The organism is Levilactobacillus humaensis (genome assembly GCF_024345185.1).
Lineage (GTDB): Bacteria > Bacillota > Bacilli > Lactobacillales > Lactobacillaceae > Levilactobacillus > Levilactobacillus humaensis.
Map to the genome: position 1 here is coordinate 93,864 of NZ_BROB01000002.1, position 23,234 is coordinate 117,097.

At 50.3% G+C, this 23,234-nt stretch carries 24 protein-coding genes, 1 tRNA gene and 1 riboswitch; of the genes, 6 read left to right on the forward strand and 19 right to left on the reverse strand.

The features are described 5' to 3' along the window. Positions 1-58 precede the first annotated feature (58 nt). The 3 genes from OCU14_RS00980 to OCU14_RS00990 are packed head-to-tail and all read right to left on the reverse strand — an operon-like array spanning position 59 to position 1,981. A complete protein-coding gene (locus tag OCU14_RS00980; RefSeq protein ID WP_261809386.1) occupies positions 59-1,033 on the reverse strand; it encodes a DUF4097 family beta strand repeat-containing protein in 975 nt (324 codons plus the stop codon). Beyond that, positions 1,030-1,671 carry a DUF1700 domain-containing protein gene (locus tag OCU14_RS00985; RefSeq protein ID WP_261809387.1) on the reverse strand — a complete coding sequence of 214 codons (642 nt, stop codon included), beginning with the start codon at positions 1,669-1,671 and terminating at the stop codon, positions 1,030-1,032. Before OCU14_RS00985 ends, OCU14_RS00980 begins: the two co-directional genes overlap by 4 nt. Next, the gene (locus OCU14_RS00990; RefSeq protein WP_261809388.1) at positions 1,664-1,981 is read right to left on the reverse strand and encodes a PadR family transcriptional regulator; all 318 of its coding nucleotides are present in this window, start codon (positions 1,979-1,981) and stop codon (positions 1,664-1,666) included. Before OCU14_RS00990 ends, OCU14_RS00985 begins: the two co-directional genes overlap by 8 nt. A gap of 257 nt (positions 1,982-2,238) precedes the next feature. Between OCU14_RS00990 and OCU14_RS00995 the strand changes: the two genes are divergently transcribed. The 3 genes from OCU14_RS00995 (at position 2,239) to OCU14_RS01005 (ending at position 5,263) form a co-directional block, all read left to right on the forward strand. Continuing rightward, positions 2,239-2,793: a cysteine hydrolase family protein gene (locus OCU14_RS00995; protein ID WP_261809389.1), complete on the forward strand. Its 555-nt coding sequence runs from the start codon at positions 2,239-2,241 to the stop codon at positions 2,791-2,793. Positions 2,794-3,090: 297 nt separating this feature from the next. Next, positions 3,091-4,053: a C39 family peptidase gene (locus tag OCU14_RS01000; RefSeq protein WP_261809390.1), complete on the forward strand. Its 963-nt coding sequence runs from the start codon at positions 3,091-3,093 to the stop codon at positions 4,051-4,053. Positions 4,054-4,189: 136 nt separating this feature from the next. Beyond that, the gene (locus OCU14_RS01005) at positions 4,190-5,263 is read left to right on the forward strand and encodes a S66 family peptidase (protein WP_261809391.1); all 1,074 of its coding nucleotides are present in this window, start codon (positions 4,190-4,192) and stop codon (positions 5,261-5,263) included. Positions 5,264-5,340: 77 nt separating this feature from the next. Here the strand turns inward: OCU14_RS01005 and OCU14_RS01010 are convergent, their stop codons facing one another. The 11 genes from OCU14_RS01010 to OCU14_RS01060 all read right to left on the reverse strand — a co-directional run bounded on the left by OCU14_RS01010 (position 5,341) and on the right by OCU14_RS01060 (position 15,234). Beyond that, positions 5,341-5,895 carry a zinc metalloprotease gene (locus tag OCU14_RS01010; protein WP_261809392.1) on the reverse strand — a complete coding sequence of 185 codons (555 nt, stop codon included), beginning with the start codon at positions 5,893-5,895 and terminating at the stop codon, positions 5,341-5,343. A gap of 153 nt (positions 5,896-6,048) precedes the next feature. Continuing rightward, positions 6,049-6,780 (reverse strand): MerR family transcriptional regulator, encoded by a 732-nt coding sequence (locus tag OCU14_RS01015; protein WP_261809393.1) that lies wholly within the window; start codon positions 6,778-6,780, stop codon positions 6,049-6,051. A gap of 654 nt (positions 6,781-7,434) precedes the next feature. Then, positions 7,435-8,373 (reverse strand): pyrimidine-specific ribonucleoside hydrolase RihA, encoded by a 939-nt coding sequence (gene rihA, locus OCU14_RS01020; RefSeq protein WP_261809394.1) that lies wholly within the window; start codon positions 8,371-8,373, stop codon positions 7,435-7,437. A 26-nt stretch (positions 8,374-8,399) separates the two neighbouring features. Continuing rightward, positions 8,400-8,792 carry a hypothetical protein gene (locus OCU14_RS01025; protein ID WP_261809395.1) on the reverse strand — a complete coding sequence of 131 codons (393 nt, stop codon included), beginning with the start codon at positions 8,790-8,792 and terminating at the stop codon, positions 8,400-8,402. Between the two features lie 16 nt (positions 8,793-8,808). After that, positions 8,809-9,993 carry a NupC/NupG family nucleoside CNT transporter gene (locus OCU14_RS01030; RefSeq protein WP_261809396.1) on the reverse strand — a complete coding sequence of 395 codons (1,185 nt, stop codon included), beginning with the start codon at positions 9,991-9,993 and terminating at the stop codon, positions 8,809-8,811. Between the two features lie 20 nt (positions 9,994-10,013). Then, entirely contained in the window at positions 10,014-11,183 is a 1,170-nt protein-coding gene (locus OCU14_RS01035; RefSeq protein WP_309296911.1) for an iron-containing alcohol dehydrogenase, read from the reverse strand. 5 nt (positions 11,184-11,188) lie between these two features. Beyond that, positions 11,189-11,818 (reverse strand): YczE/YyaS/YitT family protein, encoded by a 630-nt coding sequence (locus tag OCU14_RS01040; RefSeq protein ID WP_057877740.1) that lies wholly within the window; start codon positions 11,816-11,818, stop codon positions 11,189-11,191. Between the two features lie 30 nt (positions 11,819-11,848). After that, entirely contained in the window at positions 11,849-12,541 is a 693-nt protein-coding gene (locus tag OCU14_RS01045) for a phosphoribosylanthranilate isomerase (RefSeq protein WP_261809397.1), read from the reverse strand. Positions 12,542-12,557: 16 nt separating this feature from the next. Continuing rightward, the gene (locus OCU14_RS01050) at positions 12,558-13,514 is read right to left on the reverse strand and encodes a PfkB family carbohydrate kinase (protein WP_261809398.1); all 957 of its coding nucleotides are present in this window, start codon (positions 13,512-13,514) and stop codon (positions 12,558-12,560) included. A gap of 406 nt (positions 13,515-13,920) precedes the next feature. Beyond that, positions 13,921-15,009 carry a PfkB family carbohydrate kinase gene (locus tag OCU14_RS01055; RefSeq protein WP_261809399.1) on the reverse strand — a complete coding sequence of 363 codons (1,089 nt, stop codon included), beginning with the start codon at positions 15,007-15,009 and terminating at the stop codon, positions 13,921-13,923. A 153-nt stretch (positions 15,010-15,162) separates the two neighbouring features. After that, positions 15,163-15,234: transfer RNA gene (locus OCU14_RS01060), tRNA-Gln, on the reverse strand. A 232-nt stretch (positions 15,235-15,466) separates the two neighbouring features. Here OCU14_RS01060 and OCU14_RS01065 point away from each other — a divergent pair. Continuing rightward, on the forward strand, positions 15,467-16,456 hold the full coding sequence (locus OCU14_RS01065; protein WP_261809400.1) for a LacI family DNA-binding transcriptional regulator: 990 nt from the start codon (positions 15,467-15,469) through the stop codon (positions 16,454-16,456). 133 nt (positions 16,457-16,589) lie between these two features. On the opposite strand, the gene OCU14_RS01070 is transcribed toward OCU14_RS01065, so the two are convergent. The 4 genes from OCU14_RS01070 to scrK all read right to left on the reverse strand — a co-directional run bounded on the left by OCU14_RS01070 (position 16,590) and on the right by scrK (position 19,842). Continuing rightward, positions 16,590-16,982: a VOC family protein gene (locus tag OCU14_RS01070; RefSeq protein ID WP_057877735.1), complete on the reverse strand. Its 393-nt coding sequence runs from the start codon at positions 16,980-16,982 to the stop codon at positions 16,590-16,592. 162 nt (positions 16,983-17,144) lie between these two features. Beyond that, positions 17,145-17,843, reverse strand: coding sequence for a DUF6198 family protein (locus tag OCU14_RS01075; protein WP_261809416.1), 699 nt, complete (start codon positions 17,841-17,843; stop codon positions 17,145-17,147). A 93-nt stretch (positions 17,844-17,936) separates the two neighbouring features. Further along, positions 17,937-18,938 (reverse strand): zinc-dependent alcohol dehydrogenase family protein, encoded by a 1,002-nt coding sequence (locus tag OCU14_RS01080; protein ID WP_261809401.1) that lies wholly within the window; start codon positions 18,936-18,938, stop codon positions 17,937-17,939. 28 nt (positions 18,939-18,966) lie between these two features. Then, entirely contained in the window at positions 18,967-19,842 is an 876-nt protein-coding gene (gene scrK / locus OCU14_RS01085) for a fructokinase ScrK (protein ID WP_261809402.1), read from the reverse strand. Positions 19,843-20,159: 317 nt separating this feature from the next. After that, positions 20,160-20,257: riboswitch (guanidine-I (ykkC/yxkD leader) on the forward strand. A gap of 54 nt (positions 20,258-20,311) precedes the next feature. Between scrK and OCU14_RS01090 the strand changes: the two genes are divergently transcribed. Together OCU14_RS01090 and OCU14_RS01095 are read left to right on the forward strand one after the other, a co-directional pair. Next, positions 20,312-20,638 (forward strand): DMT family transporter, encoded by a 327-nt coding sequence (locus tag OCU14_RS01090; protein WP_261809403.1) that lies wholly within the window; start codon positions 20,312-20,314, stop codon positions 20,636-20,638. Between the two features lies 1 nt (position 20,639). After that, positions 20,640-20,954: a DMT family transporter gene (locus OCU14_RS01095; protein WP_261809417.1), complete on the forward strand. Its 315-nt coding sequence runs from the start codon at positions 20,640-20,642 to the stop codon at positions 20,952-20,954. A 58-nt stretch (positions 20,955-21,012) separates the two neighbouring features. Here the strand turns inward: OCU14_RS01095 and OCU14_RS01100 are convergent, their stop codons facing one another. Further along, the gene (locus OCU14_RS01100; protein ID WP_261809404.1) at positions 21,013-23,217 is read right to left on the reverse strand and encodes a glycoside hydrolase family 65 protein; all 2,205 of its coding nucleotides are present in this window, start codon (positions 23,215-23,217) and stop codon (positions 21,013-21,015) included. Positions 23,218-23,234 lie beyond the last annotated feature (17 nt).

A 23,234-nucleotide genomic window follows, 5' to 3' on the forward strand; every position in this document is an offset into this window, starting at 1 on the left:
CCTGGGTAACGGTCCTCACAAATTCGAGAACCCGTTACCTAGGGGCCTATCCATTAAGCTAATCGGCTGATGCTGACCCTTGCTTACCCACGGTAATGTCACCATCATCCGCATGGAGTACGTACTGTGTCGCGGCCTTAGGTGCGAGGCGGAACCCGCTACGTCGTGATCGGCCCCAGATAGTAATATCGCCCATATCATCATCGGCATTGGTGACCTTCACAGAAGTTGGCATTGTGGCGTGAATATCGCCATCCCCGGTCTCGGCTTTCAATTGGCCCTTCAGATGATTGTCCTGTAAATGAACATCCCCATCATCCGTGGAAATCCGGCCGCCGCCGAGCGTCGTTTCACTCAAACGAATATCCCCACTACCGGAATCCAGGCGATTGTCATTGCCCGTCAAATGACTGCTAGATATCCCCGTATCTCCATCGGTCGTCACGACCGACAACTGTTTGGCCCGCAGCTGGGAAGCCCAGACATCCCCATTACTGGAGTCAACACTGACGTCATTTTTAACGCGCAGGTCCATCATGCTGACATCGTCGGTATTGGCCACCTTAACGTTATCGGCAGTCAGTCCACGAAGTGAAATCGATCCACTCCCCTGTTTGACCGTAATGTCTTTCAGTTGCTTCCCCCGCGGAACCGTCACCAAGACGCCGCCCTTATCGAAGGTGTGGTCTTCCCCAAAGATCGTGACGCTAGAAATGTTCGATGATCCGCCATCTGTAATAGCCAACGTCCCCTTGGCTACTTTCACTTTTGGAGTGGACTGTGCATGGTTCACGTAGCTCACCGTGACTCGACTGGTATCGCCGGACTTAACCGTGACCGAAGCCGGACTGTCGATTGTAATCCGCTGATAGTTTCCCGGATTAGTCGACGTCTTAGCGTGTTCCAACGTCTTCAATCCACGACTTGAATGATTCCAGACAACAGATTTGTCCCCGTGATTTTTCCAGCCGATACCGAGTAAAATGGCCCCCAAGACCATTAAGATCAGACTGATTTTTAAACTCTTTTTCATAGCTTATGCCCCCGTTCTGCGCGGCTCCGCGGAATAAATCGCTGATAAATCTTCTTAGCGAGCCACGACAATCCCCCAATAACCCAACTGCTAACCCATTTAAGGACTAACCAGCCTAACAGACTGGCTCCCAGGAAGAATAGGCCCACGCCGAGGTAAAAGATCCCCGTCCACGGCGCTTGAAATAGCATAATGATCCCGACAACTAGGCCAACGACTCCCAGAGCCACGATGCTGAGAAAGACCGCCAAGACCGCCACAATCAGGCCAAATAGCACCGCCGCAAAGGCAATGAATAGGGCCACAACCAGTAACAGAATAGGAATCGTCACCGGTGCCGATAACATGGCTAAGATAATTAGCCACACCGTCCGCACATTACTCTTAGTCGCCTGAACCATGGACCGCGACTGCGGTGTATCAGCATCGGCCTTGTCCTTTTCGTTCATTCGAATCGAATAGTCGGCCAATACCTTACGGGCTAAGGACCGTGGGGATCCCAATTCATCCACGGCCCCCTGATACGACTCAATTCCTGCGTCCAATAGGTATTCCTTATAGTATTCCACGACTTCCTGTTGCTCTGCCGTGGTCAATTGCCCTAATAATTTTTCGACTGCGCGTATGTAATCAGTCATCTGTCTTCCCCTCCAATAACTGTGAAATGGCTTGATTGAAGTCTTGCCAATCCGCCTGAATCTCTACCAAACGATCGCGTCCACTTGCCGTTAAACGATAGTAACGACGGTTGCGGCCCTGATAGGGTTCGTCATAGGTCTCTAGCCAGCCATTTTTCTTCAGCCGGCGCAACACGGGATACAACGTGGATTCTGAAATCGGCAAGAGCTGGCGGACTTCCTGCGTTAGCGTGTACCCGTAATGATCCTGCTGGGTTAACAAGCCCAACACACTGCCGTCGAGTAGCTCGGTCGGTACTTGAATGGCCATTAGCTTTCCTCCTCACAATATTATACGTGATATAATATCAATTCATCTACAGTATATGAATTTCATTTCTCATTGTCAACGACTATTTGGTCCCAAATTATAATTAACGGCTTGCCAGCTATAACCATAACCCGTTAGTCTGCGTTTTCTCGGCATTAATAAGAATCACTTTTCTATTAAAGAAGTTATGAGACAAGTCGTTGACTTCCATTTCTCAACCTTGCATACTAAAACGAAATGCCAAAGGAGACGATGTTATGGCCGGAACACAAGCCTTACTAATCATCGATTACACGAACGATTTTGTTGCCGATAAGGGGGCTTTAACCTGTGGTGAACCGGGGCAGGTCCTGGATCACCCGATAGCAGAATTGGCCGAGACCCATTTCAAGGCCGGCGACTGGGTGCTCTTCCCCACTGACGTCCATACGCCAAATGACCCCTATCATCCGGAAACCAAGCTCTTCCCACCCCACAATGTACGGGGCACCTGGGGCCGTGAACTCTTCGGTCAGACCAAGGAGTGGTTCGATGCCCACCAAGACGCCGAAACCGTCTGGCAGTTCGACAAGACCCGCTACAGTGCCTTTGCAGGAACCGATCTCGACCTGCGCTTACGCGAACGCCACGTGGACACCCTGCATCTAGCAGGCGTCTGTACCGACATCTGCGTCCTCCACACGGCCATCGCGGCCTACAACCTGGGCTACCACTTAATCATCCACGAGAACGCCGTCGCCAGCTTCAACCCCACTGGCCACGCCTGGGCCTTGGAACACTTTAAGACAGCGCTTGGAGCGGAAATTAGATGAGAGAGTGTGACAAAAGGCGGTTAGCCGGCGAGCATTAACGTCGATAAAGCAGGAATCCCGGGCCTGGATTCGTGTTTTATCGGGGTTAAGCGGAGCCAGTTGCCTGTTTCTACACGTTTCGACACCATAAACTACAACACACAAAAGGCTGTGACCCGTGTCACAGCTTTTTAAAACTCTCGAAACCCCTTTCGCCATCCTACCCACCGGGCGTATAATAAACTTTGAGTCTAACCAATTGTTAGCCTACTTAGCAATGACTTCATAAATTAATCATACATAAGGGTGGTATTCCACATGAAACGACTTCCAATGGCCCTCCTAGCACTTAGCTGTGGTCTCTTAATCAGTACCGTTCAACCCGCAACCGCTCACGCCAGCGCGACTAGTGATGCCAATTCATCATCAACAGTCACGAACAGTTCTTCCTCTGCGGCTGCTAGCAGTAGTTCTTCATCTGCTTCCAGTGAAAGCGAAAAGCCAACACCGAAGCCCAAACCGAAACCAAAGCCAGTCGTTTACCGACCAGTTTCCAAGGTAAAAAAGGTGAACTACTACACCAAGATTGGTCCAAACAAGCCTTACGACCATTCCGTCTACCGGACCGGTGGTGCCAAGTCTTCCGCCAAGAACATGAAGCCTTATACCATGGCGAGTTCGTTTGCCAATAAGACGGTGCACATCACCCGCGAGGAAACCATGGCCAACGGGATCTGGCTCAAGTTTACCTATAAGAAAAAGGTCGGCTGGATTCACCGGAACGGGACCGTCAAGACCTACCGTTACCTGAATGTTCCCCTGATCGCGCAACGACCACAGCTCCCAACCGGCTGTGAATTCACGGCAACAACCATGATGCTCCAATACGCCGGGGCCAAGGTCACCAAGATGTCGATCGCCAAAGAAGCACCTCGTAGTTCGAATCCTAACAAGGGCTTCGTCGGCAATCCTTACTCTAAGTATGGTTGGTGGATCTACCCTAAGGGTCTGATGAAGCTCGTCAAACACCACACCGGTTCTGCCAAGAACATGACCGGGGCTTCCTTCAACAAGCTGAAAAAGCAGATCGACAAAGGCCATCCCGTGGTCCTCTGGGTTAACCACGTCGACGGTTTCAGCAACCACGCGATCACGTTAACTGGGTACAGCAAGACACGTGCCTACTACAATGATCCCTGGACGAACAAGCGAACCAGTATGTCGCAAGCCAGTTTGCACACGCACCGGAAACACGATGCTTACCGGGCACTGAGTTACTAGAAATACACAAACACGAGCGCACTCTCATCTATTGGGAGTGCGCTTTTAATTACCCTAGTGACTTGGCCTTTCACGACTTGTCTTTCAGTCCAAAGAGTGTAGACTAATAACAATTTAATAATTTGGAGGAATGCCTATGATCAAACCACAACCCTTACATACCGGCGATTCCGTCGCCATTGTCAGCCTCTCCAGCGGCGTCCTGGGAGAACCCTTTGCCGCCCACGAACTGGCGTTGGGTCAACGCCGACTCCGTGAACTGGGCTTAAACCCTGTCACGATGCCCAATGCCCTCAAGGGCCAGGCTTACTTGGGCGCTCATCCGGAAGCCCGTGCCGCCGATCTCAAGACGGCCTTCACTACCCCGAAGATCAAGGGGATCATCTGCGCCATCGGGGGCATCGACACCTATCGGCTGGCACCCTACTTATTCGACGATCCCGAATTTGTGGCCGCCGTGCGCCAACATCCGAAGCTCTTCACCGGCTTCTCGGACACAACCGTCAATCACCTGATGCTACGGCGGCTGGGACTCACAACCTACTATGGCCCCAACCTGCTCAACGACTTGGCTGAACTGGGACCAAACCTGTTGCCCTATACCCGACGGACTCTCGCGCGCTACTTTGAAAACCCTCAGACGACCGCGATCACCAGTAGTCCCTTCTGGTATGAGGAGCGCACCGACTTCTCCCAAGCCGCCGTGGGCACCCCTCGGATCAGTCATCCCGAACGCCGCGGTTATCAGGTTCTTCGTGGTCAGGGTCGTCTCACTGGTCGCCTGTTAGGTGGCTGTATTGACAGCTTGAATAGCCTCCTCACGGACACCCGCTACCCGGATGAACCCGCGATAGCCGCTCGTTATCACCTCTTACCCACGCCAGATGAATGTCGCGGCAAAATTCTCTTCCTCGAAACCAGTGAGGAACAACCAACCCCGGACGCCTACGCCGCCATGTTAGCTAACCTCACTGAAGTTGGAATTTTGGGAAACGTCGCCGCAATCCTCATGGGCAAACCGCAAGATGAGGTCTATTACGATGCCTATTGCCATGAATTATTGGCCGCAACACGTCGATTCCACACACCGATCATGGCCAACTTAAACTTTGGTCACGCGTACCCACGAACTGCCTTGCCTTATGAAGCATTGGCCCAAGTGGATCTTGATCGGCGGAAACTCACTATTCTAGAACCTTATTTTGCTTAAAAACATAGAGACCATAAAGAGCCGCCAAAACTGGATTTTTTCCAGTCTTGGCGGCTCTTACTTGTTAATATGTCGAATTACTTAACATGCTTATAGGCCTTCTTCAGATTAGCCTTGTCTTTGGTCGAAGGCTTGTCAGCAAGCCCTGAGAGGGCACTTGTTTTATCATCTGAATAGTTCAAACCAATAGCATAGCCAACACCCATCAAAGCTGTTCGCTCTTTGTCTTGTTCCGTGTAATTGACCATCGCTTTACGGTTCAATTTCACCTTACTTGAAAAGATACCAAAGTAGCCACCAGGACCATTAGTATAGCCCATCATCTCATAGTTTCCCTTAAGGCTCTTCACCGTTGTTAATCGAATGTCAGCCTTGGAAGCCTTTTTAATACTCCTTAGCTTAACAACATGAAGCTTGTTCCAGGCTTTGATGGCACCATTCCAATTGTCCTTCCAATGCTTAGACTTGGAATCTATATGGTAAGTAATCTTGCGTGATTGAAGACACCCATAATAACCCTTGCTCGACGCATTTGCCGTGACCGTGCCAACACGCAACAAACCCAAGCCCACGCCTAAAACGGCAATCGCCTGGATTATAACTTTATGTAATTTCTGATGACTCGTCAACATACACTGACACCCCTTTGCTTAGATTTAGTGACTTTATCTAAGTTTATTCTAGTCTTCCACAATGGCTAATACTGTTGGGTTTGTCCAATCAACTTGAACCCGCATTTCACCAAAAAAGCCCCACTGATCATGATGGCCAGCGGAGCTATTGGGTTAATTAACCTTAGTCTTTTCGCGGTACACTTCAACACAGAAGTTCTTCTGCCCACAGTGCGGACACGTTACCTTTCTAGCGCGGATATTGTGCCGGGCAAAGAAGACCTCCTTGAAAGCAGGATTGAAGACCGTCCCGCAGTTGGGGCAAACATAACTCACCGAACGGAAATAATCCCAGCTAATCCAACTCGCCCCGGCGATCGCAACCGCCATGCCACCGGCAAAGAACCACCAGTTACCCGTGAAGAGCGCGTAGATAAACGTGCCCCACTCGATAACGCCGAGGGGGACGCCGAACCCCAACATCCGTAAATGCACGCGTCTTAATCCCTGTTTGTTTGCCATCATGTGTTCCATGTCAGTAATGGATTGAATCGGAACGTCGGTAAAGTCGGGTAGACTACGTTGAATCAGGCGAAGCGTCCGCAATTTCTCTGTGTTCTCCGCCTGTTCTGCCAGTAGTTGGTGCTCTTGCTGAGTTAGGGCTTCGGCTAGAACACGATTGGCCTGGTCGCTATCCAGAATTTCTTGAATCGCCGCTAGCGAGAGGTCCATCCCCTTGAGTAGCCGAATTAACTTGAGCCGTTGCAAGTCTGCCTCCGCGTACCGTCGACGACCCCCAGCCGTCACAGCCGTCGGGGGCAAGAGTCCCTTCTGATCGTAATACTGGAGGGTCCGCACCGAAACGTGGCCCAACTTGGCTAATTCTCCTGTTGAATAATCTGACATGGTTTCACCTCCTATACCCTTGTTATACCTGATGACGTCGCGTGACAATCAAGGGGTCTGCCTGATCTTTTTAAATTTCCTAAAATCATTCGTTTTTCCAATCAATTTCCCGGGTTATTACTGCTTCCATTATACCTGATGGCTGGGAACTATCCGCTAAAAATGGTGTTGCGGGATAATGGCTATCCCGCCAAATCAATCGACGTTCTCTATGCCTTTCGGCTATTCTCAGAACAACCAACACCCAAAATATGAGACTTTAAACTTATTAAGTTTCAGTTTTCCACCGCTTCCACTTACAACCTGACCACAATCCACTTTCAACGATGTGATCAGCTGTGTCTTCTCCCCTGTTGCCAGTCAACTTCCACCGAATCAACGACTAGTCTTCCAGCCTGGAGGGGGTCTGCTCAGGGGCTCAGCCGTGAAATTCCACTTAGTCGAGTGGTCTGCTCGGGTTAGTGAAAGACCGGTATTTGAGACTGCTCTGTGGCTCAAATCCGTGTCCACAGCGTTCCAGCCCCTGAGCAGGCCCCCGGAAGGCGGGCAACTTCTTCTTGCGTACCCATTCCCAAGTTTTACAATACATTGTTTTTCTCGGCAGAACGAAAAAAAGCGCCATTCCAATTAAGGAATGGCGCTTTTTCAATTCGATTACTTGTTGAAAGTCTTCAAAGAATCCTTAATCAGTTGGATAAAGGCCGGACGGTCGATATCTAATAGAACTTCGGTGTTCTTAGGCTTTCCAGTGAGTTCGTAGTAGTCACAAACCGTTTCACCACGGACCAATTCACCTTCAGTTTCCACGTCAACGTTCATCAATTCACTCTTGAACATTTCTGGGTGGAGCATCCAGGCAATGGTACATGGATCATGCAGTGGCGCACCCTTGAATCCCCACTTTGGATTTTCGTGATAGACTTCGAAGAAGCTCAGCAAACCGCGGAAGGCGTGGGCAACAGGGTTGTCGATTTCGTCCAACGATTCGATTTCTGGCTTCAGGATTTGGGCCTTGTGGGTCACGTTCAGTGGCGCCATCGTTAGCGGAATCCCAGCGTTTAAGACAATCTTAGCAGCTTCTGGGTCCACGTAGATGTTAAATTCTACGGATGGGGTCCAGTTACCTAAGCCCATGGCACCACCCATGAAGACGATCCGTTCGATCTTGCTCTTCAATTCTGGGTAGACCCGTAAGAACAACGCAATGTTGGTCATTGGGCCGGTAACCACTAAGGTTACCTTGTCGTCGCTTTCGCGTAAGGTCTTGGCAATCAACTCGATAGCCGTCATGTCTTGAACCTTGAAGTCTGGTTCGGCGAGTTCGGCCCCGTCCAATCCGGACTTACCATGCACGTTACCAGCCGTTTCCAACGGCTTCATGAGTGGTGTTCGGTTCCCACCGGCCACTGGAATCTCTTGGTGGTGCATCAACGTCAACAGACGCATCGCGTTGTTCAGCGTCTTCTCTGGGGTTTGGTTCCCGGCAGAAGAAGTGACCGCTAATAAGTCAATCTCAGGATTTGCTAACGCCAACATCATGTTGAGGGCGTCATCGTGACCGGGGTCACAGTCCATAATAATCTTTGTTGTCATGTCAGATAGCTCCTTATCTAAAGTAATTAGTGGGTTGATTTAACCGTTACTTTGCTAAGTTGACTACAGGTCTTGAACCATAGCAGGTTGACCCCGATGCCGACGAGACTGCCGACAATGACGAGGCTCAACAGGCCAGTTGCCTGACCCAAGTTGGAAACGGCTGTCACCAACGAACTGACGAATCCAAATGCATAAACAATAATGACAAATTCCATTAATCCGACCGCGTGGCGCCGATTACGAAGCACGTTGAACGCACTCCAGACGTAGAGCACGAGGGCAAACGCCACGGTATTAATCATGGGGCGAATGGCGGTCGCGTTACTCGTCAGCACTGTCACACCCAGGTTCGTGGCAACAAATAGGAACCAAGAACCCAGCATCAACGGTAATAATTTTTTGAGTTTCGTTTTCACCATTCAAACCTCCTAATTAGAAGTACAGACCAACGATCGTCCCAGTAAGGACAGAAGCCAAGGTGGCCCCTAACAACAACTTCATGGAGAACTTGGCAACGTAACCACCTTGTTCGGCACTGATGGACTTGATAGAACCCGTAACGATCCCGATCGTCCCAAAGTTGGCGAAGGATACCAGGTAAGCAGAGATGATAGCGTTAGCCTTAGCACTCAACCCACCGGCGATGGCATGTAAGTTACCCATGGCAACGAATTCGTTGGTAATCAACTTGGTTGCCATCAAACTCCCAACCTTCATGGATTCGTGTAAAGGAACACCCATTAAGAAGGCAACTGGTGAGAAGACGTAACCAATTAAGTCAGTAAATGAAATGTGGATAATAGCTGTAAAGCTACTGTTTAAGAACGTAACCAGGGCAACGAACCCGATTAACATGGCACCAACAGTGATAGCTAAGTTGAACCCATCGGTGATGTAAGTTCCTAAAACTTGGAAGAATGGTTCTTGCTTCTTTTCGGAAATCTGAACCAATTCATCGTTGGCTTCAGTTTCGTAAGGGTTGATAATGCAAGAAACAATCAATGCGGACAAGATGTTCAAGAAGACGGCAACAACGACGAACTTGCCGGGAACCATCTTCATGTATGAAGCCAGCATTGCGGCTGAAACGGCACTCATTGCTGAAGCACAAATGGTGTAAAGACGTTGTTCGTTCAGCTTTGGGATTTGTTCCTTAACCGTCAAGAAGACTTCTGGTTGACCCAAGATAGCAGTCGATACGGCGAAGTAACTTTCAAGTTCACCCATGCCGGCAACCTTGTTCAAAATCCAACCAGTCCACTTGATGATGAATGGTAAGACCTTGATGTAGTTCAGAATCCCAACCAGTGCGGAAATGAAGACAATTGGCATCAGCACGTTGAGGAAGAAGACGGAGGCACCCGGCTTGATGGCTAACCCACCAAAGACGAAGTCAACACCACCGGCGGCTTGACCCATCAACCAGCTGAAGAAGCCGGAGATACCGGCTAAAGTCTTAATCCCACCGGAAGTATGTAAACAAAGGAACGAGATAACAATTTGCAAAGCAAACAGAATTCCCATTCGTTTGTATTTGATGTGCTTACGGTCGGAACTAACCAGCCAACCAATCCCGAAGACTAATGCTAGACCAGTTAATAAGAAAAAAAAATTCATTATGTTCACCCTTTTTCCTTTTAGTCGAGGCGCTTACCGAAGCCAGCTAACAGCTTAGCAGCAACCTGTTCGTTCATTTCTCCAGGCATGTTGCTTGCAAATTGTTCGGTGGCAACAGCCTTGGCGTTGGAGACAACTTGTTCGGAAGAGATGCCGTAATCACTGAATGGGTGTAAGCCCAAGACATCGTCACGGAAGTGTTGGTACTGCTTAACTGCGGCAGAAGTACGGTCAGCCATGGATTCGTCTTCGGCGTAGTTCAAGCCGAGGATTTGGCCAATTTCGGCAACCTTTTCAGGCATCAGGTCACTAACAGCGGTCAAGACGCTGGGTAAGGCGTAGGCAACGGCTTCCCCGTGGACAATGTGGTACTTGGAACCTAAGATGTGCGCCATTGAGTGGCCCGCGTTGGTTCCGGCATTGTTCAACATCCAGCCAGCTAAGGCTGCGGCAACCATGACTTCCTGACGTGCCTTGCGGTTTTGTCCGTCCTTAACAGCAGTTGGCAGGTAGTTGGCTAACAGGAACATAACCTTTTCACAGACCGCGTCGGTGATCGGGCTTGAGAGCCGTGACGTGTAGCCTTCAGCAGCGTGAGAGAAGGCATCCAAACCAGTGGCAATCGTCATCTTAGTAGGTAACGATAACAACAGGTCTGGGTTCAAGATGGCGTATTCACTGACCGCGTTGTCAGAGAGAATAGCCAACTTCTTTTCCGTCTTCACATCAGTTACGACGAGGGCATTGGACATTTCACTCCCAGTACCGGAAGTCGTTGGAACGGCGATTAAGCCCTTGCAAACCTTGATTTCCTTCTTAGGGTCCGTGTAATCCATGATGTCGCCACCATTGGTCCGCACGATGTTTACCCCACGGGCAACGTCGATTGAGCTCCCACCACCAATGGCGATAATACTATCAGCCTTGGCTGCTTCGAAGGCCGTAACCCCGTCGCGAATAGTTTGTGCAGGTGGATCGGAAACCACTTTATCAAAGACGGCGACGTCAATGCCGTTGTCCTTTAATAATTTTTGCGTATCCTGAACCAATTGAACCTTGGCGAGGAAGCCGTCCATGATGAACAATGGCCGGTGGTAGTTTTCGGTTTGTAAAACTTCTAGAACCGTTTGTGCCAGGTTATCGGTATCGATAACTTTGACGCGTTGTAGTAATTTAACATCCAAACTCATTCTATCTAGCTTCTTTCTAGGATTAATCGTTTTCTGAAGATTGAGCTCAACGCTTGAATCGTTGGACCCGTCGTCAGTGCGGTCAAGATGGTAATAATCCCGAACTTACCACCTAATAAAATACCAATGATAATGAGACCCACGTCGAAGGTAATCTTGCTGCGTCGCATGCTCCACCCGGTAAAGTCCCGGAGCGTTAGCATGAAGCCGCTAAAGGGGTCTACCCCAATATCGGCGGCAACGAAGAGGCTGATCCCCAGGTAGTACAGGGAGATCCCTGCAACCCCACCAATGGACCGACCAAGCAACGTCGTGGAGGTGAAAATCAAGGGGTACAGGTACGACCCGATTGACACGAACAAGCCATAAGGTACCAGATACATCAAGGTGCCCCAGCTTGCGTAGTGCCGCCCGATAAAGAACAGGGCCACGATTAACACCACATTCAGGTAATTAGAAACAGTTCCTAATTGCGCTTGCTCAAGATGGAAGGTTGTCCGTAACCCGTCGTAAATAATGCCCACAGGGTCATTACCTAACTGGGTATTATTGTTAAAGGCAACCCCAATACATACTAGAAATATTCCTAGGAAGGCTAGAGCAACGGTTTTGGGCGTATAACGTTTCGATGACAACTCTCTAACGCCTCCTATGCGATTCAAAGATTAAAGACCTAACTTCTTAGCGGCAGCATCTGCGGCTTCACAGAATGCCTTGACCTTTGGGATATCCTTTTCCATGTTTCCGCCTTCGTACTTGATACTGGTCTTCGTCAATGAGTCGACCCCGTATGGGCGAATCTTTTCAATGGCTTCGGCAACGTTGTCAGGTCCCATACCACCGGCTTCGATAACTGGTACGTTAACTTCCTTAACGATCTTAGCGTCAATGTTCCAGTCATGGGTCACACCACTGGCACCGATCCCAGTATCTGGTGCTAAACCAGAATCTAACAGGATGTAGTCAACGAATGGTGCGAAAGCCTTGGCACGCGCGATGGCACCTTCGCCATCAACCAGAACGGCTTGCATGAGTTCGGTATGAGGTGCAACCTTCTTCAAACGCTTAGCAAATTCAGCATCTGCGGCGTAGCCGTCACCGGCAATGTGCAAGATGTCTGGTTGGATGCGTTCGGCAAGTTGTAACATTTCTTCAGGGTCGTTCGTCAGCATGATCGCAACGGAGGTTACCCCACGGCGTTTAGCTTCGGCGAAGATCTTGTCAACACGGTCTAGGGGAACACGGTGGGCAGGAACACCACCATGTTGCATAGGAACGAGTCCGATGTTGTCGGCCCCAGCTTCCATAGTTTTAACGGATTCGTCATACTGAATCAAAGAATAAATTTGCTTAATCATAAATTGCTCTCTCCTCTTATTTTGAAGTTGTTAAAGTTGCTAGCTTCTGGTTCACTAATTCTGGTGTGATATCTGGCACTGACTTGGTGCTTTCAAGGGCGATGCTCGATGCAGCTTGGGCAATCTTACCCGTTTCTTCCAATGACCGGTTAGGGTCCAAGAAGTGGCTCCAGGTAATCGCAGCCATCCCACAGTCCCCAGCGCCATTGGCGTTGACGATGTCGGTCTTGAAGATTGGCACGTGGACCATTTCTTCATGGTTGGCACAAAGGATTCCGTCGGCACCTAATGAGATGTAAATGTTCTTCATCCCAGTGTCCAAGAGAACCTTAGCGGCCTTTTCTGCGGAAGCGGTGTCGGTAATTTCAACGCCACTGAGCAGTGAAGCTTCCAAAGCGTTAGGCTTCAAGGTGTCCATCTTACCCAAGATGTGGGCAAAGTGTGGCGCCTTCACAACGGAAACCGTGTCCCCAAAGAGTGGCACTGTCACGTTGTCTCCCAACCAATCGATGGCTTCTTGCGAGATATTAGCATCAATCAGACAGATAGCAGCGTTGTTAATGAAGTCGAGGCGCTTAGCCAGAAATTCTGGCGTAATCTGTTCACAGATAGCCATATCATTCACACCAACCAGCATGTCACCCGTTTCATCGGTGATGTACATGTAAGTTGAAGAACGGGACCCTTTGACCAATTCGGCCTGGTCCAACATGATATGGTTTTCTTCACAAGACTTAGCTAGTAAGTGACCATTGTAGTCATCACCATACACCGTAATGAGATGGGTAGGGACTTCCAAATGAGCCAAGTTCTGGGCGATGTTTTGACCCACACCACCGACAGCCATCCCAACCTTACCAATGTTGGAATCACGCTGAATGACCTTTTGACTAGGCATCCCGAAGATGTCCATGTTCATACCACCAACTACGACGACGTAGCCTGATTGCTGTTTCAAATTCTGGCTATCCATTTCCATTGCCTCCTTCAGGGCTGGAACTATAAACAAATGTTTATCTGAGTAATCATTTGACACTTACAGAATATAATCTCCAGAGTCCTTTGTCAATAGGATCGTAAGCGGTTGCAGTATTTTACGCTAGTTTGCTCACCTGATCTCATGATAAAAATCGTTGTTAATCTGGTGATTGGCTCTCCTTCTAATTTACTTTTTCACAAGCAAAAAAAGTGAGATCAAATTTTCGCAATTTGATCTCACTTTGCTATAAGTTCTATTTAATGGATCACCATAATGGTAAATACACTTACTACAAACAGGTCCGACTAGTCATAGCTCCTGGTGTTTGGGGGCAGAAGACCGCCCTGTGGCTTCAGCCGTTTCCCACAGGCTGGCGTCCCCAAACACCACGGGCGTTAGCCTAGTCGTCGAGGGCTTTTTGCCGATGCTGGAGCATCACTGCGCTCATTCTGTCGTTAACCGCGTCGTCCGCCTCAGTAGTGATATAGGTGGCTGCCACGCCCGCCTTCGCCGTTTGAAGAAAATCCTGGTGATGTAGCCGGGCCCAGGCTAAAGCGGCCACAGCCGACGCCCCAGCGCCATTCGTGTTGCGGGCATCCTGCTCGGTATCGGGGAAGAAGACCGCTTGATCCGCGTTCTGGTAAAGAATCCCAACCTCATCAATGTAGATAAAGACATTGGTGACCCCCCGGCCAATCAGATCGGTGGCGGCCTGGCGCGCCGTGGCCTCGTCACTAATCGTGATCTTCGTCAGCAGGGTGGCCTCCAAGGCATTGATGACCAGCGTATCCAGCCGATCAATGCCGTCGTAAAGATTCATCATCTTGTTAATCCCCACGGCCTTGGCAAACAGCGGCACCGTCACATGGTTATAGAGCCACTTGATGCTTCGCTTGGGTAAATTAGAATCGATGATCACCAGGTCGGAATTGTTGAGGGTTTGCTCGTGTCCCATGAGGTAGTCGGGGGTAATGTAGTCGTTGATATCCATGTCGTCGATCCCGACAATGCGGTCCCCTTGGGGCTGATTGACAAAGAGGTACATCGACGTGGGTTCATTGGTAATTTGTTTGGCATGGCTGATATCAATTTGATTGGCCAAGGCGTCTTCCTTAAAGATTTCGCCGTTGCGATCGTCACCATAGGCCGCGATAAAGTAGGGCTTAACGCCCAGCTTGCTGAGGTTGACCGCCACGTTCCGGCCGACGCCCCCCAGCTTGGTGTAGATTTTTCCGGAGTAGGAACTCTGGTTGGTTACCGTCGTACCAGAGACCCCCAGGATATCCATATTAATTCCGCCGACCACCGTGACGTACTTCGGTGGCGTAATGACGTACCCCTTTCCCTGGATGTAACCCTTCTTGACCAGGTTCGAGATATGAGCTGCCACGCCGGACCGGGTGATGCCAGCCAACTCTGCTAACTCATTTTGCGTAATCATGGGATTCTGCTTGATCCACTCCAGAATCTGCTGTTCGCGGCTTGTCACTGCTGATCACCTTTTCCTTTCGTTCACTGTTATTGTGTTAACCATACCCCAGCGCTCCCCGCCTTGCCAACTCATTTGATCGGGTTCCGTTGAAAAATGACACAAAAAAACTGTCAGTCACAAAACGACTGGCAGTCTCTGTTAAACCTCTGATTGGGCTAGCTGGGTTCGAACCAGCGCATGACAGGATCAAAACCTGTTGCCTTACCACTTGGCTATAGCCCAAGAATTCGGTCATCACTGACCCAACAGGAATTAATTTTAGCATTTCTCCCCCTAAAAATGCAACCCCTTTTTCACTTCTAAGCAGAATTAGTTGACGACTACCCCCCTAACCGCTACGCTGAATATACAATCACCAGGTATACTGTTTATCCACTGTTTAGATTTATGGGCTTAGCTGCCCGATCAACGGTCCTTTTGTAACCCATTCTATTTCAGAAAAGAAGGAACTGACATGTCCGGTAAGATTACAATTAAAGATGTTGCCAAACAGGCCGGCGTCTCCGAAGCTACCGTCTCGCGGGCCCTCAATGATAGCCCCCAGGTGAAGCGCGACACCCGCCAAAAGATTCAAAACATTGCCCGTAATCTCGGGTACCACCCCAATGGGCTGGCCCGCAGCATTCGCGTCCAACAGACCCACACGCTGGGCATGATCATTCCCGATATTCTCAATGGTTTCTTCACGAATCTGAGCCGAGCCATTGAGGACCAGGCCGCGAAATCCGGCTATGACGTTCTGATCGTCAATACCGATGAAAGTCTGGAAAAGGAAACCAAGGCGCTCAACTTGATGCTGGAAAAACAGGTCGATGGCCTCCTGATTGCCAGCGCCGGTGAAGCCACCAACTACACCGACATCTTAGGCAACACACCGGCTGTCTTCGTGGATCGCATGCCACCGGCTGGCACGGCGCCGGAATACGACCGTGTCCTCGTCGACAATGGTCAAGGGACTCAGGCCGTGGTGTCCCAACTCATCAATCAGGGGGCTCAACGGATTGGGATCATTAACAGTGCCGTTCCCGCCACCGCCGACGAGCGGCTTCGCGGCTATCATGAGGCGCTGGCCGCGGCCAGCCTCCCCGTCGATCCTGCCATCGAGGTAGTCGCCCGTACCGACAACAGCAATGTCGGCCAGATGACGCGTCAGCTCCTGGTCAACCAGAAGTGTGACGGCCTCTTCGCGGCGGACAACACCATCATGCGGGCCGTCCTGACCCGCTTGAATACCCTTGATGTGCCAGACTTTCAGCTGGGCGGTTTCGACGACAACGATTGGTTCGACTTCTTGGAAAAACCAATCGTCACCGCCCAACAACCCATCACCAAACTTGGTGAAGTTGCCGTCAACCACCTGATCGCCAAAATTCAGAATCCCCATCAGATTCCGCAAGAAGTGCGGCTCACGGCCACTATTATTCCACGAGCAACCCAACGCTAATTTTAAATTCAACCACAAAAAAGCTCCCTACCGTTATCACAGTAACGGCAGGGAGTTTTTCACTAGATTTAATTTCTCAAAACGTGTGACAGAAGGTAGTCGATTCCGCATAATCGCCTTCAGCCGTACGCCTTTAATCTAGAATCTGACAGAATTCAATCGTTTCATGATTAGGTCCTAAGATGTTAAAGAACCGAATACCCTTCTTCCAGAAAGATGGAATGGATTGAATTTCGTCGTTAACCATCGTCAAACCTTGAGCCTTGGCAGCAGCGAAGGCTTGGTCGACGTCGGTCGTGTTTAAGGAGATGTGGTTAATCGCACCGGCTTCTGGGTTGGTTGGATCGCCTTCCCAGGTTTCGATGGTCAGGTTGCCCAGCCGCATGAACGCACAACGGTTTTCCCCATTAGGGAATAAGCCGGCTTGTTCAAAACCTAGGGATTCGTAAAACGCAATGGTCTTGTCTAAATCTGCTGAAGGAATCCCAACGTGTTGGATTCCAGTGATGAAGTCACTAACTGACATAGTTTTTTTGCTCCTTTTTTCTTGCTGTTACTGCGTATGTGGCGGAAACGTGCTGTCCCGGGCAGTCAGCTCCGCTTAACCCCGCTAAGCCAATAATCCATAGACCGGGATTATCAGCTTAGCGACGTTAATGCTCACTGACTAACCGCCCGTGCCACCACTCTACTTCCCGACATCCACAGCCTGATGCTTCAGCTTAGGGAAGATCACCTTGTCGGCAATCCCGGTAATCCCACCTTGTGCCAAGAAGGCAAAGACAGTCCCTAATCCAAAGTTCGTAAATGACCGCGTAATTACAAGGGCCACAATAGCCATAATGGTAGGTGGAATGTATGACGCCCACATCGCTTTGGCAGCGTTCCCCTTGAAGTAACGGAAACGGAGAATCTGCATCAAATCATCGGCTGGATGTAAGACCAGGTTGACCCGTTGGTAGATGGAGATGGCTACCGCAATGAAGGCCACTCCCAAGAAGTTCAAGAAGATGTAGAGAATAATCATCCCCATGGACCGAGCTTCTGGTAGCCCCGCAAACAAGGCGGGATACTTGCCGTTGAAGAAATCCTCAAACACCTGAATCAAGGCGGAGAATGGCACCATGAAGATCATGTTCCCAGCAATCCGTTTCCAATCCCAATGACGAATCAGGACGGCATTTAACACGGAAGTCAGAAAACCCATGATGAGAAACGCCCAGAACAGGTTCCAGTGGAACGCGGTCCCGAGGTTAGCTTCCGCCGCGGACCAGTACGCCGCTCCTAAGAACGACGGGTGAATCTTAGCACTCGTCACCAACGTCAGCACGTTTCCGGCAGAGTTGATCACCAGTGATAACGCGAAGTAAGCAATGGCTTTACCCATCGAGATCGTCCGACCATTAGAGGCATCCAAGGTTGCCGCTCCAGCGTTTAAATCAGTTGTCGGTTCAACTTTCACAATTATCCCTATCCTTTACTAGTCACTGACCTTAACAACAGCCTTGCTGACACCGTCAACCTTACCGTTCAAGACGTCTTCCACTTGTTCCAAGCTAACTTCATGGCTGATCAAGGATTCAACATCCAATTGGCCGCTAGCTAACAGCGCAATAGCATCTTCGAAGGCGTAAGGGTTGATGAAGGCACCCTGAATCTTCAATTGCTTTTGGTAAACTTCGTAAGTGTTCATGGAGAAGGTTTGGTTAGGCTTCCCAACACCGAACATCAAGACCTGGGCACCCTTCTTGGTTGCTTCAACGGCTTCTTCTTGCGTTTGTGGTAAACCAACAGCTTCGATAACCACGTCGTAGTCGGCAGGAATGCTGTCGTGCTTCGTGTTGTACGTGTTGGTCACACCAAACTTTTCCTTGTTAAAGGCTAACTTCTTATCGTTCAAGCCGGCAAAGTCCACTTGGTGAACACCGTAAGCTTGTAATAATTGCACGAAAATTTGTCCCATGAAGCCGTCTCCGATGACCAAGGCTTTTTGGTATGGTGTTAAGTCCAATAATTTTACCCCGTGGACTGCACATGAAATTGGTTCCGTCGTAGCAGCGGCCTTCAATGAGACACTGTCAGGCAATGGATAAACAACGGATGCTGGTGCGGTGAAGGACTTTTCCAAACCACCGTCGCGGGTAACCCCAACAGCGGATAAGTTGTCACAGAGTTCTGGACGGTCAGTCCGGCAGTATTCACATTCGCCACAGTAAATGTTAGGGTCAACGGTCACACGGTCGCCAACTTTAACGTTGGTCACTTCGCTCCCAATGGCAGCAACGATCCCTGAGTTTTCATGGCCTAAAACGATTGGTGGCACAGCATCGGCTGAACCAGGAAGGCCGGCGTATAGCGCACGGTCGGTCCCACAGATACCAGCATAGGCAGTGTTTACTAAAACCTCGTTAGGTTTAACTTCGGGCGTTGGTAAGTCTTGAATTTCCATTTTTTTAGTTCCGGTTAATACTAAAGCTTTCATCAGATAAGTCTTCCTCTCTTTGTGCTGTTCATTTGTTGTATTCTTTGAGCGCGAGGGCAAAGTCCCCGAGCGTGGCTGAGCCATTATCCTTAACGGAAGGCATCACGATGTAATCTTCGAGCTTGCCCACGTCAACGTAATTATTCAGTAACTTAGCGAATTCGGCGCGTACCTTAACCAAGAATTCTGGACTGACCACGCCACCGCCAAAGACAATCTTGTCGGGACGAATCATCAGAGTTTCCTGTAAGGCAGCCTGTGCCACGTAGTAGGCCATAATGTCCCACACGTGATCAGTCATTGGCACTTCATGACCATGCTTTCCAGTCCGTGCTTCAAACGTTGGTCCACTGACCAGGCCTTCGAGACAGTCCCCATGGAAGGGGCAAATGCCGTCAAAGTCCAAGTCGTCTGGGTGGCGCTTGACGCGAACGTGGCCCATCTCTGGGTGACCCATGCTCCCGACAAACTTGCCATCCACGATGGCGCCGGCGCCCACGCCAGTCCCAATCGTGAAGTAAACCAATGAATTAATCTTTTCGTTGAAAAGCGTGGAAACCACGTATTCACCGTAAGCTGACCCATTCACATCAGTTGTCCAGTACATGGGCACATCCAGGTCTTGTTTCAAGCGACCCAAGAAGTCCGTGTTCGACCAACCTGGCTTAGGGGTATCCGTGACATACCCGTATTTAGGTGAGTTGCGTCGTAATTCAATCGGACCAAATGATGAAATGGCAATCGCCTTTAAATCAGGATATTGTTTGAAATAAGCGATACACTGACTCAAGGTTTCTTCCGGTGTCGTGGTGGGAATGATGACCCGGTTGTTCGTGCGGTAATCTTCGTTACCAATTGCACAAACAAACTTTGTTCCACCGGCTTCAATACTTCCAAGTTGCATAATAGCTACCTCCATATTTTTGCCGGGGACCGTGACCCGCGGCACCAATTGCTAAGCACTGAATGACTGACCTAGTCATTTTTAAATCGTTTTCAGTATAGCATCGGGTCCAGACTTGAGAAGGCGTTTTCACGCGTCAACATTTTCAGAAAAGTCCAGTAAAACAAGTCGCCATCGAAATGCAATCGATTTCATTTTTCGTGAATTAGGTCACTTTACCGTCACAAATGAGGCGTTTTCAGGCCCCTTATCCCCCACGATCGCGGTTGACCCCCTCCAAAATTCGTGCTAATCTAGCCTTACCGAATCAAATCGCATACTTTGTTTTCTAGGGTTCCGCTACGTCAGTAGGCCTGGTCCGAGAGAAAACCCGTGGGTGGTCCCACGGACACGGAAGGGAAAAAGCCTGGGAGATTTTGTCATCACGACAGAATTTCTCAGGCTTTTTCTGAGTTTATAGGAGGAAAACATGAATAAACATTGGTTTCGCGTCATTATTGGTGCCATCTTCGAAGTCAGTTGGGTGGTCGGCTTCAAGCATGCCGACACCTGGTGGGAATGGGTTCTGACGGCCATCGCGGTCTATCTGAGCTTCTACTTTCTCATCAAGGCTGGCGAGGTCCTACCAGCCGGGACGGCCTACGCCGTCTTCGTCGGACTCGGTACATTGGGAACGACATTGGTGGGGATCCTCGCCTTTAACGAACCCGTCAGTGTGGCCAAGGTTGCCCTGGTGGTCTTGCTCTTAGTCGGCATTGGTGGGCTTCAAACGGTGACAACTAAGGAGGCGAACTGAGATAGCTTGGATCTGGTTAATCTTCGCCGGTCTCTGTGAGATGTCTGGCGTGACCTTCATGAATTGGGCCATCCACCGCCGCACCTGGTGGCTGTGGACCCTGATGGTGGTCGGCTTCACCTTCAGCTTTGGCGCCCTAGATATCGCCCTACAAACTTTACCAATGGGCACGGCCTACGCCGTGTGGACCGGGATCGGGGCTGCGGGTGGGGTTCTCACCGGGATGCTCTTCTTTGGCGAATCCAAGGACTGGCGCAAGCTCCTGTGGGTCGCCGTCATTCTAATTGCCGTGATCGGTCTCAAACTCATTAGCTAAACAAAAAACACCCCTTACCCGTGAGACTCTCCGTTCCCCGGGTAAGGGGTGTTTTAATTTAACTGACTTTTTCTAATGAAATGAGTTTGCCATTAACACTGACACCATATGTCGGAATCGGACCACTGATGACCGTGACATTGGTTGTTGTCGCCGTCAGATTGATCTCTAAGACGCTCTCCGCAATCTTCATCCGGTAGGTCAGTCGTTTCAGGTTCTTTGGTAAATGATTGGTGAAATGAACCACTTCGTCCTGAACATAGAAGCCAGAGAAGCCGGCCACCAGTGCCAGCCAACTGCCACCCAGGTTCGCCAAATGTAAGCCGTCCGCCGTGTTTCCTTGCAGGTTGACTAGGTCCATTCTGGCGGTATCCATGAAGTAGTTGTAGGCCTTCTCCCGGTCATCCATCCGAGCCGCGAGAATACTGAAGATCGACCGTGATAGAGAAGAATCGTGGGTCGTGACACCTTCATAATATCGATATTCGCGTTTCAACTCCTCGGTCGTCAGATCCTCTGGGAAGAGGTATTCTGCCAACAAGGTGTCGGCCTGCTTAGCCACCTGATAACGATAGATCGTCAATGGATGGTAATGCAGTAATAGTGGGAAGTTGTCCGGCGTCGACCGGTCCTTCGGCCAACGTGGCTTGTCGAGGAAGCTGTCATCCTGCTCATTAATTTTCAGATCGGTGCTGTATGGCAGGTAGACATGATCCGCCAGGTTCTGGTAGACATCCAGGTCGGATTCACTGACCCCGAACGTTTCGAGACTCCCCGGTGACCGCTTCTGAATCTCACGCGCTAGGTCGACGACCAGCTGGAAGTTATGTTTAGCCAGCCGGTTCGTATAGTAGTTGTTGTTGACCAGGGCCGTGTATTCGTCAGGCCCGGTCACGGTGTGAAATTCAAAGCGGCATTCGGTCCCAATCTGTTGCCAGGACCCGAAGTCCTCCCAGAAACGGGCGGTTTCAAGCACCATTTCAAACCCACACTGGAGAATGAAGTCCAGATCCCGGGTAATCTCATAGTACTTGCCCACCGCATAGGCAATGTCTGCGTCGATGTGGTACTGCGCAGTGCCGGCTGGGAAGTATGGCGAGGCCTCTTCCCCGTTGATCGTCCGCCAAGCAAATAACGCCCCTTGGTTGGCGCCCAACGCGTGGGCCCGTTCCCGTGCCTTTGGCAGGATCTGGTAACGGTAAACCAGGAGTTGCCGTGCCATCTGTTGATTGGTGTAGATGAAGTACGGCAACATATACATCTCGGTATCCCAGAAATAGTGGCCCTCATAACCTGATCCACTCAATCCCTTGGCCGCAATGTTCGTCCGGCCGTCTCGACCGGCGGCTTGGTTGAGTTGGAACACATTGTAGTGAATTGCTAAGTCCAACTCATCGTTACCTTCCACGGCCACTTCACTGCGTTGCCAAACGTCCTGCCAGAAGTCCCGACTGTCCGCCGTTAAGGCATCCAACGAGGTCGGCACAAACATGGCCGACGGGTCGATCGTATTCTGCCGGCTAATGTCACCCACGTAGACTTTGTATTCCAACGTGTGCGGTTGCCGGTCACTGAGATCGACGGGCTGCTGCAACAGGCTGGCTGGCGCCGTGAGTAAGCCCAGATACAGGGTCACCGCCTGCTTGGTATTGTGCGTCTTCACGTGATAACGTTGTAAATCGGCGGCTAGAAATGTCGTCTCACAGATTGGCACACCCGCCAACCGTGTCTTCCGGGGATCGGCGGAGGCAATCGCTTCCACCTCGGCCGGAACCGCGATCGACTTGCTCACCAGCAAACCGCCAGCGTAGTTTCCGGGCGCAAAGGTATAGCCGATCGCCCAGAAATTTGAGCGTTGTTGGCCCATGACGGAAGTCACCGTCATCCGGACCGTTTCCCCTTGTTCGGTACTGGTCAGGTAGTCCTCGACCAATTTACCACTGCTCAGATCCAGATCGGTCGCCGTTCGTTTACTCCGGGTAAAATGGTGCCCGGTGTTGGTCGTCACGTGAATGTGGCGTAGATCCGGTAAGTTTAAAATCGTCTGATGCTTCTGGGCATAGCCGACGCCCGACTCACCATAGGTGATGGGGGCAGTCTCGTAGAACCCATTGATTAGTGTCCCAGAAATCGGATTGCCGTTAATCGGATCGTTGGCCCGAACACCGAAGTGGCCGTTGCCCAACGAAAAGATCGTTTCCAGATACTCTGGTCGTTGGTCGGAAACGTCTTGTAAAGTTAAATGATAGTCTTGTAAGTTCACACTGATCTCCCCCAATG

What these genes read in the sequence shown, in the direction of transcription:
- OCU14_RS00980 (WP_261809386.1), bottom strand. Translation starts at nt 1,033, where the DNA reads ATGAAAAAGAGTTTAAAAATCAGTCTGATCTTAATGGTCTTGGGGGCC.
- OCU14_RS00985 (WP_261809387.1), bottom strand. Translation starts at nt 1,671, where the DNA reads ATGACTGATTACATACGCGCAGTCGAAAAATTATTAGGGCAATTGACC.
- OCU14_RS00990 (WP_261809388.1), bottom strand. Translation starts at nt 1,981, where the DNA reads ATGGCCATTCAAGTACCGACCGAGCTACTCGACGGCAGTGTGTTGGGC.
- OCU14_RS00995 (WP_261809389.1), top strand. Translation starts at nt 2,239, where the DNA reads ATGGCCGGAACACAAGCCTTACTAATCATCGATTACACGAACGATTTT.
- OCU14_RS01000 (WP_261809390.1), top strand. Translation starts at nt 3,091, where the DNA reads ATGAAACGACTTCCAATGGCCCTCCTAGCACTTAGCTGTGGTCTCTTA.
- OCU14_RS01005 (WP_261809391.1), top strand. Translation starts at nt 4,190, where the DNA reads ATGATCAAACCACAACCCTTACATACCGGCGATTCCGTCGCCATTGTC.
- OCU14_RS01010 (WP_261809392.1), bottom strand. Translation starts at nt 5,895, where the DNA reads ATGTTGACGAGTCATCAGAAATTACATAAAGTTATAATCCAGGCGATT.
- OCU14_RS01015 (WP_261809393.1), bottom strand. Translation starts at nt 6,780, where the DNA reads ATGTCAGATTATTCAACAGGAGAATTAGCCAAGTTGGGCCACGTTTCG.
- rihA (WP_261809394.1), bottom strand. Translation starts at nt 8,373, where the DNA reads ATGACAACAAAGATTATTATGGACTGTGACCCCGGTCACGATGACGCC.
- OCU14_RS01030 (WP_261809396.1), bottom strand. Translation starts at nt 9,993, where the DNA reads ATGAATTTTTTTTTCTTATTAACTGGTCTAGCATTAGTCTTCGGGATT.
- OCU14_RS01035 (WP_309296911.1), bottom strand. Translation starts at nt 11,183, where the DNA reads ATGAGTTTGGATGTTAAATTACTACAACGCGTCAAAGTTATCGATACC.
- OCU14_RS01045 (WP_261809397.1), bottom strand. Translation starts at nt 12,541, where the DNA reads ATGATTAAGCAAATTTATTCTTTGATTCAGTATGACGAATCCGTTAAA.
- OCU14_RS01050 (WP_261809398.1), bottom strand. Translation starts at nt 13,514, where the DNA reads ATGGATAGCCAGAATTTGAAACAGCAATCAGGCTACGTCGTCGTAGTT.
- OCU14_RS01065 (WP_261809400.1), top strand. Translation starts at nt 15,467, where the DNA reads ATGTCCGGTAAGATTACAATTAAAGATGTTGCCAAACAGGCCGGCGTC.
- OCU14_RS01070 (WP_057877735.1), bottom strand. Translation starts at nt 16,982, where the DNA reads ATGTCAGTTAGTGACTTCATCACTGGAATCCAACACGTTGGGATTCCT.
- OCU14_RS01075 (WP_261809416.1), bottom strand. Translation starts at nt 17,843, where the DNA reads ATGGGTAAAGCCATTGCTTACTTCGCGTTATCACTGGTGATCAACTCT.
- OCU14_RS01080 (WP_261809401.1), bottom strand. Translation starts at nt 18,938, where the DNA reads ATGAAAGCTTTAGTATTAACCGGAACTAAAAAAATGGAAATTCAAGAC.
- scrK (WP_261809402.1), bottom strand. Translation starts at nt 19,842, where the DNA reads ATGCAACTTGGAAGTATTGAAGCCGGTGGAACAAAGTTTGTTTGTGCA.
- OCU14_RS01090 (WP_261809403.1), top strand. Translation starts at nt 20,312, where the DNA reads ATGAATAAACATTGGTTTCGCGTCATTATTGGTGCCATCTTCGAAGTC.